This is a genomic window from Bacillus velezensis (assembly GCF_001461825.1).
In the GTDB taxonomy this organism is placed as follows: domain Bacteria; phylum Bacillota; class Bacilli; order Bacillales; family Bacillaceae; genus Bacillus; species Bacillus velezensis.
In genome coordinates this window covers 125,208-141,492 of record NZ_LLZC01000021.1, presented here as the reverse complement: position 1 = coordinate 141,492, position 16,285 = coordinate 125,208, and the positions used below count along the sequence as shown (strand labels likewise).

The following is a 16,285-nucleotide window of genomic DNA, read 5'->3' as shown; positions in this document are numbered from 1 at the left end:
CTAAGTATGATCTTGCTCTGACAGGTGACGTGCCATACAATGTAGTAAATGGTGAAAACCTTAAGAAAGAACTTTTGACTAATGCAAAGAAATTGGATGAAAGCAGAAAGCCATTTACTGGTCAGAAAGTAAATGTCCCTTGGTTAAATAAAGAGAAGTATGAGGCCTATGAAATAGACGGCAAAGTAAAAACAAAAGGGAAAATTAGAGATGTAAGCCGTAGGGTATATACAATGAAAGATATTGATCTTAATCAAAAAAATCGTAAAGGCTTTACGAATCTTCAACTGATGAAAAATGGTAATGCTCCGTTTGCTAAAGATGGCACGCAAATAAATTTACATCACTTAATTCAAGAAGAGCCTGGTACTATGCTGGAGATACCTGAAAGCTGGCATAATAAGTACAGTGATGTTTTGCATGGATTAAAAGGGAATGGACAGAGTTTTAGAAATGATCCTGTGCTTGATAAACAATATAAAAGTTTCAGAAGAAGGTATTGGAGATGGAGAGCTCAGCAATTTGAGAATCAAGAATAAGAGGTGAAAGTTTAATGGATTATTCGAAAATAAAAACTTTCTTTGATGAAAATAAAGAAAATTCTATTCTCACGGGAGGAGTCACTGAGGAGCGGATTAGAGAAATAGAAGAGGATCTCAATGTAACCCTTCCAGACAGCTATAAGTGGTTTTTAACTGAGTATGGTTCAGGGGGAGCATATGGAACAATGATACTCGGATATGACTCTCACGGTGCTGAAGTTGTCGAGCAGACCAATGAATATAAAAAATATTATAACCTTTCCGATGGTCTTGTAGTGATCGAATATGTAGATGAATTTTCTTATTGTCTTGACACTAACAAGATGATAGATGGAGAATGCCCAGTCATTCTTTGGGATAACCAAGAGGGATATGGTAAACAAGTTGGTAGTACATTCCTTGAGTTTTTAATAGAAGAACTTGAAGAAGCGAAAGACGACTGGATCGATGACGAGGACTGGGACGATTAAAACTAAAAAGAAGGTCTATAACTTGTTTTTCCATAGCATATCAAGGAGTATTAAAATGAGCTTCACAAAGATCGAACAAAAGTTGAAAGAGTTTACGATTGATGCTAGCACAGATCCTAGCATTAATACAAATGAACAACTCAAAGAGCTTGAAATGAACATAGGAAATCAATTACCTTCCGACTATAAGGATTTTTTGAAGGGATATGGAGGCTGTTATTTAGAAAGTAAAAAAACAACAGATGAGATTGAGTATGACGTTTGCTACAAACCTATAGAGAAAGATCCTTGGATGGGTAAGGGAGATGATACACAATTGTTAGAGGGTTTTTATGGTTTAGCGAACGATCATAACAGTCTTCAGAAAGCAATCGATACATATTCTGATCGCTTTCCTAGAAATATTATTCCTATCGCAAGCTCCGCAGGCGGGAATGAAATATGCATGGATATCGATAATGAAAAGATATTGTTTTGGGATCATGAATTAAGTCACCCCAATAAAGACTTTTTCCTAATTGCCAATTCGTTTGAGGAGTTTGTCCTAAGTTTAGTAGACGAACCAATTGAAACTGATGATAATGACAGTGATGTGGAAATTGAGGTTTTAGACAATGACTTTGCAAAATTGCTCTTTGGTAAGGACAATTAGCTTTTATTGTTAGGAAAAGTATTGCAAAGTTAAGCTCTCAGAAAGAGAGCTTTTTTATTTTCGATAGAAACTAATTATAAAAAGGGAGCGAGGTTATGGATTCGTACCAAGTAAAGAAATTAAAACCCGAAGAATACCATAAGTGTAATAATATTTGGGACATGGAAAAGAAAAAGAAAATGGCTAAGGTGTTTTATGACGAATTAGTAAGCGGAAACAGAATTACTTTTATTTACTCAGTGAATGACGAGTTTATAGGAGAAGGATCGTTAGTTTTTCAAAACAATGACCCAGATTATACCATTCCGGATAAACGCATTTATCTATCTCGTATGATTGTTAAAGAAGGATATCGAAATTGTGGGATAGGCGGTATTATTGTTGATTTTTTGATTGATTATGCTAAACAACTTGGATTTGAGGAAATAACACTCGGTGTAGATAAGATAACTTAAACGCAAGACATCTATATGAAAAGAAGGGTTTTACAACCGTGTTATTTCTTGGTGAAGATGAATATGGTGAATATGTAAAACTCCTAAAAGTATTAAAATAAAATTCCCGAGAATTATGGTGAATGTGTGGGAGGTTACTTTCACAAACGATGATAGACGGTAACTTAAGCTAATCTAATTAGATCGTTATTAAGATACGGATTAGCATTTATCCTCTCAAAACCAACCCGTAATGAACTAGGATACTGTTGGCTGAGGAATTATTTTTCCATGTATTGTATTTTATGGTATTCTTGAAATGAAAGGAGGAGACAATGAAAAAGAAATTAATTGGGGTCTTGATCATTGTTTGTTTTTCTGTGTTCATGTATGGCGCAGTTACACATTCTTTTAAAAATCAAAAATCCACTGAGGAAGTATTAGAAAGTGCATGGGATGAATTTGGCTTATTTAGCCTTGGAATTGGAGAAACAGACCCAGTCATATCAATTGGTATGGATAAAACAAAAAATGAAGAAGAATTACGGCGCTATTTAAACGATAACTTATCTAAGGAAGTTAAAGAAGAATATAAAGTTGAGATCATTAAAAAGGATATTAATGTTTTAGAAAGACAACATGAGAAGTATTTGGAAAGTAATAAAGCGCATTGATACATTAAAGATGCTTATCGGCTCCAAATACAATAATGATTTTATCCAATAAACAAAAGTTTTGCAAACCATTCCAATGGTTTCATTTAATCTGTTATAATCAATCTGTAAAATACAGACTGGTTATAGTGTATTTCTTTAACAAGAAATGCATAAAATAAAAAGAGCATGGTGTTGGTCGCACCCCATCAAAGGGCTTGCTCAGATGTTATGTTATTCATGATAGACCTAACCCTTCAGGTTTCCAGGCTCAAGGGAGGTCTATTTTTTATTGATATACGTCAACAGGCCGATTATAAACGACCCAAATGCAAGCATTCACATTAATGCCTGAAATGTTGACATAAGCATCACCCCCTTTCTATAGGGGGTGAGCAAGACTCCAAAACGCTTAATATTCAGAAAACATTATACACTAGTTCCATTTATATGTCGTTAAAAACAATATACAGTTACCAAAACGAAAAGAACCTTGTTAGAGACAGGTTCTTTTTGTATTTGAGTTGAATTTATCAATAGAATTACCGATAAATAACGTGAGAAATAATACCAGGTAGTTACAGAATTGAAAAGTGCTTAGGTGTGTAATACTTGCACTAGCTGTCACTTTGATACAGAAGCTGCTGAAGCTTCAGTCTTCAGATTCTTCCGTTACATCTTAAAGTCCCCCTTATGGGCTATACAAATTCAACCGTCATTAAAGCCAAAGACGGAAGGAATTTGTTATACAAAGGTGAAGCAAACATATACAAAAATGATGCTATACTTGGGCAAAACAGGGTAGTGATAGGATGGGACAAATACATTGAAATTCCAATGAACGAACTTCCTTCAAATGAGATTCAAGTTGAAGGGCTTGGAAAAAATGAAAATCATTTATAGGAACGTTGTAAAATTAGAGAGAGGATGAATAATACCACGAAAGTCCGAAGTTTTTAGCGTTTTGCAGTTTAGCGACAGAAGGTGCAGGAAGTCATTCGAATCAGCAATGTTCAATTCATTTTGATGAATTGAAAGAAGCACTCGAGAATGGAAATGTGGTTGATAATCAAAACCTTAAAAGCAGTTCAGAATTAAATCACCAGTTTGATTATTTGATTACTGGAAATCCAGAATAACTAGTGGACAAGCTGTAACTGAAACCGATAATCAAGTGCTGGATATCATCAAACAAGCATACAATCTCGGAATGGTTACGAAAGATAATATGCTTTTGAGAAATCAAGCAATTCACGCTTATAAAACATCTATTTAATTTTAAATCGGCGTTTCAGGTGAACTTTATATCATTTCTGTTTTAGTAAACATATTTAAAAACGAAATAAGAATTAAAATATGCAGACAAAGCGGCGAAGCATATCGCATAAAGGTGTTATCAGATGTATGACCGTGCCTAAAAATAAAACTTATGAAGAAAGGAACTCTAACTTGAAATCAAATTTAGTTTCGTTTCTATTAGCATTGTCAGGATTTATATTCAGTATTTATATGCAGTCAATGGCTTACTGGAGCAATGACTCTATGTTGTGGTATTGGGTCGGTGCGGTTTTGTCGTATCTATTTGCTGCAGGATCAGTGGTTACTCTGATTCTTAACAAAAACAAAGACTCAATTCTAACAATAAGTTGTCTCATTTTAATGATTGTAACCGTTATGCTTATTTTAGTCACAACTTTTTGGACGACTTTTATCATTATTGCATGGCAATCTGGGATGTGAGGCTAAGGGGAATATGATCTTCTTAGTATTTTTTTATTCCTGGGATTAGAATCCCTTTTTATTATTCTTTCAAATTAAATGTAACAATTCTAATATTCATACGTTCTAAATGATAAAGGCGGGATGTCATGAAAAAACGTAAAGTCATTAAAACATTGCTGGTTATTATCACTGTTCTCATAATAGCAGCCGGATGTGCACTGTTTTCTTTAATTTCAGGAGAAAAAGTCAAATATATCGGCTATAGCCAAAGCAAGACGTGGGAAGCGTCAATCGAAAAATCAGGCAAGACCTCTATCGGCCCTAACTATTTCTTGAATTTGTATTACAGAGGTAATAAAGTGAATGAAAAGAACACGGTGATTAAGAGATTAACATTATTTGTTGACGGCCGGAAATATGGTGAAGATAAAGACTATCATCTTTCAGAATACACCGGAGAGAAATTAGAAGGCGGCGGAACGGGAGAAGACCATATTCAGACGTTTGAATATATGCCGGAAAATGAAGTGATCGGTCATGAAATCACTGTTGAAGCAGTATGGAAAACCGATCATGAGTCCTATTCAGAAAAATTCAACCTGAAAAGAACGCATTGGTATGACTGAAAGAATAAAAAGAGGGCGGTATAACCCTCTTTTTGACCAGAGCCTTTATTTTTGTTTGCTTTTCCTCGATTTGCTGAAGTCGATAAAAGAGGCATTGGAGCCGATAAAATTACTTACTAAGACATACATAAAGAAACCATTAAAAGCTCCCTGCCGGCGTCCGTTAAAAAGAATGGATAATGAGATAAGCAATACAGCCGTAAGCAAGTCTGCAGCCAGACTTATTTTACGGTGAGACCGGAAATATTCTCTTAATCTTCTGATGTTGTTCAAAGCGGATACCTCTTGATGCTTATGTATAAGAAAATAATACCATTGAAATATATGTAACATCAATGAATAAGGTTGGAAACGGAGGGGTTCAAAGTTGGGGCGATCTTGTGTAAAAGAAAGGATCAGGATGAATGTGACCAGCATCCACCCTGATCAATGGGGTTCACAGTGTTCCATTTCATTGTATTCCAATCGGAATAATATTACAAGGGTGAAAAAGAAATAAGCGGAATGTTTTCGGCTTCTTCTGCTTCTTGAGCGGGAAACGGAAAGTGAGATGTTTGTATGAAAATAAATGATTATCTGAAGGAAAGGTTCCCGACTTTAAAATTAGTGCCCGGCATTTATCATCAATGGGATGTGGGAATTCATTTTTCTCTCGGCGGCAATATGTATCAATTTAATGAAAGCGGTGCTTTGAATCTTGAGTATTTTCAGCTTGTTCATCATCAAACCGCCGCACTTTTCAATGAGCTGTTTGAACATAGCGATGACTTGTTTCTTGTTGCAAACGTGTATAAGCACAAAACTCAAGGTAATTACGCGAGAAAATTAAAGGTTTATCAGCCGTTTCTGAAGTGTAAGGATGATTTATATCGGATTCAAGTGAAGACCTGTCAATGCCCGGTCGAAGAAGAATATGAAATGCAGCAGTTTTCTTTATTATGTAAACGGAAAGATCTGCGTATCCCCCAATTACTTAAGGCAGCCGTCCACGAAGATTTTCCGCTGAAGCCAAGGTTCGGGGGCTGTTCCGTTGGATATCCTGATGTTTTCTTTGTGAATATGACAAAAGATATTATTTTCTTTCTGTATGATGACAGAGGGTGTGAAGTCATTGCTCTTGATGCCGGAAGAATACGAAAGCTTTATGATCAATATTACGATTGGATTGAATTGGACTGAAAATGAACACATGAATTCGAATCCGCTTGTGCCGGCTTTGTTCTTGCCTAGTCCGGCTGCATGAGTGTAATGGGCTGAATTGAAGGGCGCCGGAAACTTTTTTTCCTCTCATACCGACCTTCTGCATGTTAAGCTTCTGTATTTATTTTGAACGAATTCCTATTTGTAAAACGGCTGAATAGAATAACATAAAAGCTTTTTTACACAGTGCAGGAGGAGAGAAATGTGAGGGCTGAACACCGTGATTGTATGGAAATTGGAATTTATTCATTTGCAGAATTATATCCCGATCCTCTGACAGGGAAAACAGTCAGCGCAAAGCAGCGGATAGATGAATTGATGAAGCTGGCGAAATTGGCTGACGACGCAGGGCTTGATGTATTCGGTGTAGGCGAGCATCATCGTCTTGATTATGCGGTATCTTCGCCGCCGGCCATCTTATCAGCGATTTCACAGATCACCGAAAATATTAAGCTGACCAGTGCCACGACTGTTTTATCCACCGCAGATCCCGTCCGTTTATTTGAGGATTTTGCAACGCTTGATCTGATTTCAGACGGCCGGGCGGAAATCATTGCGGGACGGGGCGCATTTTTAGACTCGTTTCCTCTTTTCGGTTATGACGTAGGCCATTATAAAGAACTGTTTGAAGAACACATTGACCTTTTTTTAAAATTAAATTCCGGGGAAGAATCGGTTACCTGGAAAGGACGTTACCGGCCGCCGCTGCGAGAGGCAGAAATTTCTCCTCGGCCTTTTCGCGGAAGCATTCCGCTATGGTTAGGTGTTTCGGGAACTCCGGAAAGCGCAGAACGGGCCGGGCGTGCAGGTGCGGGTTTGGCATTAGCTGTACTGAGCGGTGATCCGGTGTCATCTAAGCCGCTTGTTGACAAATACCGGGAAGCGGCTTCTAAAGCCGGTCATCCTCCGGAAAATGTGAAGGTTGCCGTAACCGGACATATGTTCATTTCAAAAACGAATGAACAGGCACTACAAGAATTTTACCCGTATCATTCAAATTACTGGTCTCACGTTCATTCATATCACGGGATCGATGAGCCTTTAACGAAGGAAGATTTTGAGCGGGCGTCCGGAAAAGAAACAGCTTTATTTGTGGGAAGCTCACAGCAGATCATTGAAAAAATCATGCATCAATACGAGTTATTCGGACATCAGCGATTTCTCGCGCAAATCGATATAGGAGGTATGCCGTTTAAAAAAGCCGCGGAAAACATCGAACGATTAGCAGCGGAAGTAGCACCGGTTATCCGAAAAGAAACCGGCAAATCCAGCGAATGAAGTTCTGAGCAAAAGGGGCGGGCCGGTCAATCGCGGATTCGACAACAGAATCGGCCCGGCTTTTTCTTCATGATTATAAAAAACAAAGGGAAAAGCGCGAACCTCATTGCTTTTTCCTATCAAGAAAAGGAAGGTCATTTCATCCTCCATCGTGAAGTGTATATACCGAAAGGTTTTTATTAACAAAAGAGGGAGGATGATGCAGTAATGAAGGGTTTAGTCAAAGCTGCAGTTTTAACTGTTACTCTTGGTATTGGAGGCGCTTTCTATTCAAGTGATGCATCTGCGCACGGGTATATAAAAGAGCCCGTCAGCAGAGCGTACATGGGGGCATTAGAGAAACAAACATTGGGCTGGACGGCCGCTGCGCAGAAATATGGCTCCGTCATTGATAATCCTCAGTCTGTAGAAGGGCCGAAAGGGTTTCCGGCTGCAGGTCCGCCGGATGGAAGAATTGCGTCTGCAAATGGGGGATCGGGACAAATTGACTTCGGTTTAGACAAGCAGACTGCAGATTATTGGGTAAAACAAAACATCCGCGGCGGTTTTAACACCTTTACTTGGTACTACACGGCCCCTCATGCGACATCAAAGTGGCACTATTATATCACCAAGAAAAACTGGAATCCGAATAAACCTTTGTCAAGAGATGAATTCGAATTAATCGGAACGGTAAACCACGACGGTTCCAAGGCAGATACGAATCTGACTCATAAGATTTTTGTGCCGACTGATCGAAGCGGGTATCATGTCATTTTAGGGGTATGGGACGTTGCGGATACTTCCAATGCCTTCTATAACGTCATCGATGTAAACCTTACACAATAATCTATGAATTACTGATCGGCTGCATGTTGATACATCGGCCGATCTTTTTAGTTTTTATGTGTGAATGAAAAGGGGAAAAACAGCAGAGCGCCATAAACATTTCATTTATGGCGCCGTACGATCATGGAGGTGCTGCTGACATGGATGCGGAGGTAAGAGGATTCTTAATAACCGCCGAGGAAAGAAGCCCCAACGATGATTAATAAAATGAATAGCACCACGATTAACGCAAAGGAGCTACCATAACCACCTGAGAATCCCATATAATCTCACCTCCTAAAGAGGATTAATACATATTATGCCGAAATGTAAAGTTTGATAGGGATGCTAGTTTACTTTTTGAAAAAAGGGTTTTAGTCTGCATATATTTTCTTCTCGCATTTCTTTTAAAGGGGGACCGTAAATGCTTCCTGTAATAGAAACGGACAGACTTATTCTTAGAGAAGTTGAAAAGAAAGATACAAAGCAAATATTTGCTTGTTTTTCAAATACAAATGTAACACGCTATTATGGTTTGGAACCTTTTGATTCAATGGAACAGGCTGAAAAAATGATTGGCTGGTTTAAAGATCAATATCATGATAAAAAGGGAATGCGATGGGGAATCGAGAGGAAAGATGCGAAGGGAATAATCGGAACTATTGGTTTTAACTCTTGGGTGCCCAAGCATAAGCGGGCGGAGATCGGTTATGAGATTCATCCGAATTATTGGAGGAATGGCTATGCTTTTGAAGCGTTGGAGAATGTTCTTTCTTTTGGGTTTGAAAAGCTTGGGCTGCATCGTATAGGCGCTGTTGTTTTCATTGAGAATGCAGCGTCTCATCAATTACTGATAAAGGCGGGGTTTCAATCTGAAGGAATTTTGAGAAGATATATGTATCAAAACGGACTGCTCCATGATACACGTGTATATTCTATACTGAATGAGATCGTTAACGAATAAATTGAAAATTCGTCGTTTTGTCAGGTGTTCTGTGGTTTAAAAAAGCCGGTGAAGGCTTATTGCAGAACTTTAAAATTGATTAGAAGCCATAAAGCATTCTTTCCGCTGCGCTTTCTGCAGACGGAGTTTGATTGAAAGAAACGATTCCGATAATCACTAACAAGATGATGAACACCAATATGCTCCACAACATTATTTTTAAAGACTTTGACATGGCATACCCTCACTTTGAAAGACTTTACCGGGGCTGCGATCGGAGCCCGCACTTCAAGTATAGTCGTTATAACGGTGAAAAATGTGCAGTATCCCGTTATCAAAATAAAAACTTGCGGGCGCTGCCGCAAGTTTTCTCCGTATTAAGGTCTGTGGAATTCAATATGCTGATTATCACGATCGAACCACCCTCTGAATGCCCAATTGATCCAGCCCCCGTCCCCTTTGTTATCGAAGGACCCGTCTTCGAAGACCCAGATTCCGTAAGTAATGCCGTCATAAACGGCTGATCCGTAAAACTGAACGCCGTTAAAGCGGTCTTCATATTCTTGATTTAAATTGAACACCATGACGTTGTACTTCTGTCCTGATGCGTAAAATGTTGTTTCCATAACATTTTTTACCCAGCCGGTTCGGTTTTGATCTGACTTAACCGCTTCAGCAATGCGATCTGAGATTCCGAGAACATCTACGTTTACGTTCAGCCCGGCATCAACACCTGCTGCTTTTACGTTTTGGTCTGCTGTTTGGGATAATTTACTTTCTAACGGATTTGCAACAGGTGAAACGTGAGGCGCGTTTGCGTGTTCAGACTGACTGGCTGCTGAGGCACTGGCTGTGAAAGGAATTGTTAGAGATAAAGCTAAGCATGATCCGACTATCGTTCTGGCGATTTTCATGGCTATGACCTCCTGAGGAAATTTTTAAAAATTGTTGCAAATTCATGGTATCGCAGAAAAATTGACCAAGCAAAGAGTAGATTTTCTCAAAAGTCATGTCATTCTATTTGTGTTGTTTTCTGTAAATGAAAACCTTTTAATTAGGCGAAAAGGGAAGAAAATAATAGAGTCTTTTTATGTATTGTGATAGGATGACCTGATTTTGGGTGAAAATAGCCCGAAGAAACGCCATAATAAGAAAAACACCCGGAGTTTACCGGGTGTAAAAAGTGTTGATATGTCAAGTTAGCAGCATTTTTTACATTTTTTGCATTTTCTTTTATAAACAACGATGTAATCATAATCAAGATGCTTTTTATCTTGTTTCTTCTTTTTTTGTTTAGGCTGCTTTGGGTGGTGATCATAATGTCCGTTCATATCCATACCCATATCCATACTCATATTCCTCCTTTTTTCATCTGACGGTAGTATTCTATGACAGAAAGCATGGATGGCTTGGACAAATGAAACGGTATGCTGAAAAAGAGGCATCTCATTCGGTATAAAAAACAAGATCATACCCGCCCGATAGAAAAGAGAGGAGATGATCCTGATATTGAGTCCCTATTTGATAACCGCAATTGCAATGCCGTACCCTTTTTCAGAACTGTACAAGGCCGTCAGTTTCAATACCTTCCAGCCTTCCGCGGCTTTAGTCCCGATTCCGTTATGGGCCGTGATATAATCTCCCGGGCTGACCGTACCGTCGACCCGTACGTAATGCCGGCCGTTGAGTCCGACAATGTGCCATTCGTCTCTGGCCGCGCGTGCTTCATAGTCAGCTTCAAGAGCCGGACTGCAGTCTGGGTTTTGTTTCGGCACGCGTACCGTTTCTCCTGTTTCTTCGTCAGTCACATTTTCGTATATGAAACCGCCGAACTCGTTTGTCAAAAAGCGGCTTTGCCATCCGAAGCTTGCCGCTCCTGAGATAAAAGCGGCTGTTTCTGAAATGACGCCGAGCATGTAATCTCCGACGTGAGCCGATTCAATTTTTTCGCCTTTCACTGTGACGATCGTCCCGGCGGGAATTGTCTGGCCGGTTACACTTTCAAAATATTCTCCGTACCCTGACAGGGAAGAGGTGACAGCTCCGGCGAACGTACCGTGGCCGCCCGCTGAATCCAGTTTCCATTTGATGGACTGATGCCCTCCGGCAACCGTGTATGGTTCTTCCAATGTAATGCTTTCTGATGACAGAATCGTTCTGGAGACTTTGCTGCCCGTAATATGGACATTGTTTGAAGCGGCGATAAATGCCCTTGAACCTTCAGAACTTGAACCTCCGGAAGAGCTGATGATCGCATTTCTGTCACCTCTGGCCGTAATATCGCCTGTTCCCGCAATAACGGCGCTTGTCGGGTTGAATGCAAAACCGGAGCTGGTCGCGAGCTGTGCGCCTCCCTTTAAATTGACGGGGATCTGCTCATAAGTCTGTCCTTTTATAGATGCGGCCGCGCTGTAACCTTCCGCTTGCACCCCGAGAATGACGGCCTGACTGTTAGGGGACGTAATTCCGACGGAACCGCCGTCTCCGATCATCGTACCGTTCATAATATTTACGTTATATTGGCCTCCGCCGATTGAGATGCCTTTAGGAGAAGACTTGTATATATCAAAATTTGAAATTTTAACATAATCGGTTTTATTTGATCCGCCGGATATATTGATGTCAACACCGGCTTGTGTAAAGCCGCGTATTTTAATGCCGTTAATCGTAATATTTTGACTGCGGTATTGAAGAGCCACGACTGGATTCCCGCCATAGTCGTATGAGGGATCACCAATAGCTGTGAATCCGTTTACATTAACGTTTTTATAGGCAGAGATGACCAGCGCCCTCGGGGTCACACCGTCATAGAGAGCATTGAATACCGGTTCAATCGCGGTGCAATCGGTTAAAGTAACATCATAAGCCGTCGTGCTTTCGGGGTCTGAGGCCTGATGATGGCCGATATGACGAATATCAAATGAACGTACATCACGATACGAAACATGACCGATAATATGAACATTTTGAGAAGCCGGCCACAGGCTGTGCGCCTTTACCTCAATCCCTCGGATATTTCCGCTCGTATAGTTATTTAAAAGCCACACATGTTTAGAGCCGTCGTCAATTTCAATGCCGTTCGAGTTTGCGCTGCCCTCAGCATGCTCTGTGCCGCGGGGGTTTCCGGAATGGCAGTTGGAAATGAAAATATACTCGCTGTAATGGGTGGTAATGCCGTCGTCTCCGGCGCCGTATGCCACACAGTTATCAATCCATATATATCGGCAGCCGTCTTTCGTCCATTCTGTTTCAGGCAAATGATCGTAAGTCGGAGATGTAATATCAATACCATGGAGACCCGCGTTAACCGTTTCAACATTCTTAATCCAGCCGTATTGCACATTAGCAAACGTTAAACAGCTGGAAAACTGTCCTCCGGGGTTCCTGACCCCGCATTGACGATCAGGATTCCAGTCTAAAGTCATGTTCTGGACAAAAATATTACGGTTTCCATTATCGTAATCATCGTTAGTAATGACCCATTCGTATGCGGGAGTGTCCTCATGAAGCTTAAGCACGGTAATCCCTTGTCCCTCACCGGAAATGGTAGTCCATGAGGGGAGTTTTATCCCTTGAACCAAAAATTCTCCTGCGGGAACATTTACTTTGACCCGGCCGTTCCCGATCGCTCTCCGAAAGGCTTCCGTATTGTCCCGGCCGTCAGGGACCGCTCCGTAGTCCTCCACATTCACTTCCCGGGTGATTTTATTCATAAGCATTTCGTATTCTGTATCAAGCCGTTCTTTTAAAAGTGAGGTGACCATTCCTTCCGCCGTCACCCGGGCATCTGCGATCTCAAGATTATCATCCGTTGCGGAATGCTTAATAAAATTCTGCATCCTTGCTTTGAGATGCTCCAATTCAGAGGGCTGTGCAGGGCGAGACTGCAATGGGGCGTTTAAAGACGGATCAGGAAAGTTTTTAAATTGAACCATTCTAAAGACACCTCTTTCTTTTGATATAAGCGCCTGAGGCAGGGGACAGAAAAGAGTCGCGCGCCCTTAAAGCGCTTATTCTTCAAATTCTTTATTCAGAACGAAATTCCTTTTGAAACCAAGGTGAAATTTTAAAAAAGCTCTGTTGAAAGAACGGATATAAAGCTTTGCATTATTGTAATTGAAGCTGTCATGTGAAAATGGAGGAAAAAACTGATAGGAAGGGCCCTCATTTTAGGTTTATTCTCATTGACTTCGCCGTGCTTCCTCTTCGGCTGCATATACACCAAATTCAACATTCTTATCAGTTAAATGGTATAATGGGGCACGGATTGGTCATCAATACGACTGAAATAGGGAAGCAAAAGGAGCAGCGAACATGACTTTACAAATCAAAATTAAATATTCAGATGATACGCAAACGAGAATCAGTAAAATTGAACAGGGCGATTGGATTGATCTGCGGGCAGCTGAAGATATCACAATCAAAAAAGGTGAATTCAAACTTATCCCGCTTGGAGTTGCGATGAAACTGCCGGAAGGATATGAGGCCCATGTCGTTCCGCGTTCAAGTACATATAAGCATTTCGGTATCATTCAGACAAATTCAATGGGAGTCATTGATGAATCATATAAAGGCGACAATGACTTTTGGTTTTTTCCTGCATTCGCACTTCGGGATACCGACATTTCCAAGGGGGAGCGGATCTGCCAATTCAGAATCATGAAGAAAATGCCTGAAGTGGAGCTGATCGAAGTAGACAAGCTCGGGAACAATGACCGCGGCGGACTGGGATCAACAGGCACGAAATAAAACGAAAAAAGACTGCTTAACAGCAGTCTTTTTTTATGGAAACAGCAGTTACATTCAATTTGTTTCGGGATTCTTGAATTGGGAAATCATACGTCACGTTCGAATTTGACTTCGAAATAAGCGGCCGCTCCGTAACCGTCTATGCCAAGAGCAAATATTTAAGCCTTCCGTCTCTTTGAACAGAAAGACTTTTTTAGGTTAAAGGATAGAAGTTGTTTTGATGTTTTTATTCTTCAAGATGAACGGAGGTTTTGTCCAACGTATATAATATTGTGACAAAAGTGTAAACAAAAGAAAGGATGATGTTATGGCAAAAAGGGTTAGAAGAGTAGACCGTAAAGCAGCTGGCAAAGAGGCAGAGCAGAAGAAACCGTCCAAAGTCACCCTGTTCTGCCGTTCGCTTCAAAGGCTGAAGCATTTGTATTGTAACATAAACATACAAATGCCATCAATAACCAAAAAAGGAATTTTAGTTTTGATTTTACCGTTTTTGCTCCTGCCGTTCTTTCAGGCTAATGCCGCTTCAGATATTTACGGCAGTTTCGAGGAATTAAAGCTGAATGAAAATCCTTCCGATTTTTCCATTTCAACGCGAGAACATAACCCTTCTGTCCTCATATTAGCTATACACGGCGGAGGCATAGAGCCGGGGACCAGTGAGTTAGCCAGAGAAATTGCCGAAAACCGGAGTTTATATTTATTTGAAGGGTTAAAATCAGCCGGTAATGCGGCTCTGCATTTGACAAGTTCGCATTTCGATGAACCTAAGGCCGTGCAAATGGTGAAAGAGCACTCTAATGTCATTTCATTGCACGGTTACGGCAGTGATGATAAAAAGATAAAAATCGGCGGTACAGACAGAGAACGGGCCGAACTTTTGACCGATGTGCTGAAACGGCACGGGTATCCTGCCGTTCTTCTCGGCATAAATGATAAATATGCAGGCGTCAGTCCGAACAACCTTGCCAATCAATCTTCATCCGGATTGAGTATTCAAATCGAAATGAGCACCGGCTTCAGAAAATCACTATTTGACACTTTTACGCTGAAAAGCAGAGCATCCACACAAAACGGGACCTTTTATCAATTCACAAAAACGATTTCTGATTTTATCAGTGACAATTATGAATAAGCACGCCTATTTTGTCGGCGGGGCTTTTTCTTTTGAAATTTATGAAACTTTAAGTTCTTAAGATCGTATACATAATTGACAGGATGAAAGAAAAGAGGTGGGCAAATGAAAGTGATGATCGGGTCTATCATTCTTCTTGTCATCATCGGATTCGGTTTATGGCTGATGCTTAGTCCAATCTTTAAACAAGTGGGAAGCAGAGCCAAAAAATTCAAAAAGTCATGGGAGGAAGAAGATCAGCATGAGCGAAAATAAGCGCGGAAACACAAAAAAAATTCTCGGCGGTGTGATTATAGGTGCAGCCCTTTTAATTGCGGGCGTTACAGCGTCACTATTCATTGAAAAAATACCGAACGGTTATGTCGGGGTTGTATACTCACCGAATGGCGGGGTAAAATCCGACACATTGGACCAAGGCTGGCACTTAGTCGGTTTATTTAATAAAGTAACGGAATATCCGGTGCGTATGCAGACAGTGAATAATGAAAATATAAAAGTGGCAACCTCAGACGGTAAAAATATAGAAATGGATATCGCTTACAACTATGTCGTGCAGCCTGATAAAGTAGTCGATCTGTTTAACAAATTCGGCGCGGTAAACGTTGAAACGATTGAAAATACATATTTAAAAACAAGGCTGTGGGATGCGGCGCGAAAATCAATCAGCAAATACTCGGTTATTGACACATACGGGCAAAAATCTGCAGAAGCCGCTGCCGATGTTCAAAAGAGATTTGCTGATGATATGAAGAGTCTTGGATTTTTAATTGATGATCTGACGCTTGGCGTACCGAAGCCGGATAAAGCCACACAGGAAGCTATCGATGCAAGGGTGAAGTCTTCACAGGAACTTGAACGGACACAAACTGAAATTAAAATAGCCGAAGCCGAAGCGAAAAAGAAAAAAATTGAAGCGGAAGGGATCGCTGATTACAACCAAATCATAAAGAAATCAATGTCCGATGAAATGATTAAATATAAATGGATTGAAAAATGGGACGGAAAAACGCCGAAAGCGACAGGCACAGACTCGCTGCTGCAGCTGCCGCTGGACGATCAGAAGCAAAAATAAAAAGA

Annotated in this window: 21 protein-coding genes and 2 pseudogenes; 17 read left to right on the top strand and 6 right to left on the bottom strand. The window is 40.4% G+C overall.

The annotated features are described in order from the left end of the window. The 5 genes from AR442_RS18575 to AR442_RS18555 form a co-directional block, all read left to right on the top strand. Positions 1 to 539 (top strand): HNH/ENDO VII family nuclease (locus AR442_RS18575; RefSeq protein ID WP_192840835.1); only part of this gene is annotated, 539 nt, incomplete at its 5' end. A 14-nt stretch (positions 540 to 553) separates the two neighbouring features. Then, positions 554 to 1,012, top strand: coding sequence for an SMI1/KNR4 family protein (locus tag AR442_RS18570; protein ID WP_014418000.1), 459 nt, complete (start codon positions 554 to 556; stop codon positions 1,010 to 1,012). Positions 1,013 to 1,067: 55 nt separating this feature from the next. Beyond that, entirely contained in the window at positions 1,068 to 1,664 is a 597-nt protein-coding gene (locus tag AR442_RS18565; protein WP_014418001.1) for an SMI1/KNR4 family protein, read from the top strand. A 95-nt stretch (positions 1,665 to 1,759) separates the two neighbouring features. Further along, positions 1,760 to 2,119 (top strand): GNAT family N-acetyltransferase, encoded by a 360-nt coding sequence (locus tag AR442_RS18560; protein ID WP_014418002.1) that lies wholly within the window; start codon positions 1,760 to 1,762, stop codon positions 2,117 to 2,119. Between the two features lie 314 nt (positions 2,120 to 2,433). After that, complete coding sequence (locus tag AR442_RS18555) at positions 2,434 to 2,772, top strand: YolC/YozM family protein (protein WP_014418003.1); 339 nt, start codon at positions 2,434 to 2,436, stop codon at positions 2,770 to 2,772. Positions 2,773 to 3,033: 261 nt separating this feature from the next. Here the strand turns inward: AR442_RS18555 and AR442_RS20510 are convergent. Then, positions 3,034 to 3,117: pseudogene (locus tag AR442_RS20510) on the bottom strand (putative holin-like toxin). Between the two features lie 327 nt (positions 3,118 to 3,444). Between AR442_RS20510 and AR442_RS18550 the strand changes: the two are divergent. The 4 genes and pseudogenes from AR442_RS18550 to AR442_RS18540 all read left to right on the top strand — a co-directional run bounded on the left by AR442_RS18550 (position 3,445) and on the right by AR442_RS18540 (position 5,099). Next, complete coding sequence (locus AR442_RS18550; RefSeq protein WP_014418004.1) at positions 3,445 to 3,654, top strand: DUF4879 domain-containing protein; 210 nt, start codon at positions 3,445 to 3,447, stop codon at positions 3,652 to 3,654. A gap of 113 nt (positions 3,655 to 3,767) precedes the next feature. Further along, a pseudogene (locus tag AR442_RS20920) lies at positions 3,768 to 4,027 on the top strand (hypothetical protein). A gap of 80 nt (positions 4,028 to 4,107) precedes the next feature. Beyond that, positions 4,108 to 4,491 carry a DUF3902 family protein gene (locus AR442_RS18545; protein WP_306217604.1) on the top strand — a complete coding sequence of 128 codons (384 nt, stop codon included), beginning with the start codon at positions 4,108 to 4,110 and terminating at the stop codon, positions 4,489 to 4,491. Positions 4,492 to 4,619: 128 nt separating this feature from the next. Further along, complete coding sequence (locus AR442_RS18540) at positions 4,620 to 5,099, top strand: DUF4944 domain-containing protein (protein ID WP_014418006.1); 480 nt, start codon at positions 4,620 to 4,622, stop codon at positions 5,097 to 5,099. Between the two features lie 45 nt (positions 5,100 to 5,144). Here AR442_RS18540 and AR442_RS18535 read toward each other — a convergent pair whose 3' ends face one another. After that, positions 5,145 to 5,372, bottom strand: a complete 228-nt coding sequence (locus AR442_RS18535) for a hypothetical protein (protein WP_032864005.1) — start codon at positions 5,370 to 5,372, stop codon at positions 5,145 to 5,147. 285 nt (positions 5,373 to 5,657) lie between these two features. Here AR442_RS18535 and AR442_RS18530 point away from each other — a divergent pair, with 285 nt between their 5' ends. The 3 genes from AR442_RS18530 to AR442_RS18520 all read left to right on the top strand — a co-directional run bounded on the left by AR442_RS18530 (position 5,658) and on the right by AR442_RS18520 (position 8,405). Further along, on the top strand, positions 5,658 to 6,278 hold the full coding sequence (locus AR442_RS18530; protein ID WP_014418007.1) for a DUF3885 domain-containing protein: 621 nt from the start codon (positions 5,658 to 5,660) through the stop codon (positions 6,276 to 6,278). Positions 6,279 to 6,503: 225 nt separating this feature from the next. Beyond that, positions 6,504 to 7,577, top strand: a complete 1,074-nt coding sequence (locus AR442_RS18525; RefSeq protein WP_053285101.1) for an LLM class flavin-dependent oxidoreductase — start codon at positions 6,504 to 6,506, stop codon at positions 7,575 to 7,577. Positions 7,578 to 7,784: 207 nt separating this feature from the next. Beyond that, the gene (locus AR442_RS18520) at positions 7,785 to 8,405 is read left to right on the top strand and encodes a lytic polysaccharide monooxygenase auxiliary activity family 9 protein (RefSeq protein ID WP_003154023.1); all 621 of its coding nucleotides are present in this window, start codon (positions 7,785 to 7,787) and stop codon (positions 8,403 to 8,405) included. Between the two features lie 164 nt (positions 8,406 to 8,569). Here AR442_RS18520 and AR442_RS20180 read toward each other — a convergent pair whose 3' ends face one another. Beyond that, the gene (locus AR442_RS20180; RefSeq protein ID WP_003154022.1) at positions 8,570 to 8,668 is read right to left on the bottom strand and encodes a YjcZ family sporulation protein; all 99 of its coding nucleotides are present in this window, start codon (positions 8,666 to 8,668) and stop codon (positions 8,570 to 8,572) included. Between the two features lie 140 nt (positions 8,669 to 8,808). Here AR442_RS20180 and AR442_RS18515 point away from each other — a divergent pair, with 140 nt between their 5' ends. Further along, positions 8,809 to 9,348 (top strand): GNAT family N-acetyltransferase, encoded by a 540-nt coding sequence (locus tag AR442_RS18515; protein WP_014418009.1) that lies wholly within the window; start codon positions 8,809 to 8,811, stop codon positions 9,346 to 9,348. A 356-nt stretch (positions 9,349 to 9,704) separates the two neighbouring features. Here AR442_RS18515 and AR442_RS18510 read toward each other — a convergent pair whose 3' ends face one another. The 3 genes from AR442_RS18510 to AR442_RS18505 form a co-directional block, all read right to left on the bottom strand. Beyond that, complete coding sequence (locus AR442_RS18510; protein ID WP_007410338.1) at positions 9,705 to 10,241, bottom strand: hypothetical protein; 537 nt, start codon at positions 10,239 to 10,241, stop codon at positions 9,705 to 9,707. A 285-nt stretch (positions 10,242 to 10,526) separates the two neighbouring features. Beyond that, positions 10,527 to 10,676, bottom strand: a complete 150-nt coding sequence (locus AR442_RS20550) for a hypothetical protein (RefSeq protein ID WP_014721286.1) — start codon at positions 10,674 to 10,676, stop codon at positions 10,527 to 10,529. Positions 10,677 to 10,844: 168 nt separating this feature from the next. Next, positions 10,845 to 13,262 carry a peptidase G2 autoproteolytic cleavage domain-containing protein gene (locus AR442_RS18505; protein ID WP_014418011.1) on the bottom strand — a complete coding sequence of 806 codons (2,418 nt, stop codon included), beginning with the start codon at positions 13,260 to 13,262 and terminating at the stop codon, positions 10,845 to 10,847. A gap of 379 nt (positions 13,263 to 13,641) precedes the next feature. On the opposite strand from AR442_RS18505, the gene AR442_RS18495 reads away from it, so the two are divergent. From AR442_RS18495 to AR442_RS18485, 4 genes are all read left to right on the top strand, one after another. Then, complete coding sequence (locus AR442_RS18495) at positions 13,642 to 14,076, top strand: dUTP diphosphatase (RefSeq protein ID WP_053285103.1); 435 nt, start codon at positions 13,642 to 13,644, stop codon at positions 14,074 to 14,076. Positions 14,077 to 14,383: 307 nt separating this feature from the next. Next, complete coding sequence (locus tag AR442_RS18490; RefSeq protein WP_014418012.1) at positions 14,384 to 15,208, top strand: poly-gamma-glutamate hydrolase family protein; 825 nt, start codon at positions 14,384 to 14,386, stop codon at positions 15,206 to 15,208. A 105-nt stretch (positions 15,209 to 15,313) separates the two neighbouring features. Continuing rightward, positions 15,314 to 15,463, top strand: coding sequence for a hypothetical protein (locus AR442_RS20695; protein ID WP_014418013.1), 150 nt, complete (start codon positions 15,314 to 15,316; stop codon positions 15,461 to 15,463). Further along, positions 15,450 to 16,280, top strand: a complete 831-nt coding sequence (locus AR442_RS18485; protein WP_014418014.1) for a prohibitin family protein — start codon at positions 15,450 to 15,452, stop codon at positions 16,278 to 16,280. The genes AR442_RS20695 and AR442_RS18485 overlap by 14 nt, the downstream gene beginning before the upstream one ends. Positions 16,281 to 16,285: the final 5 nt, after the last annotated feature.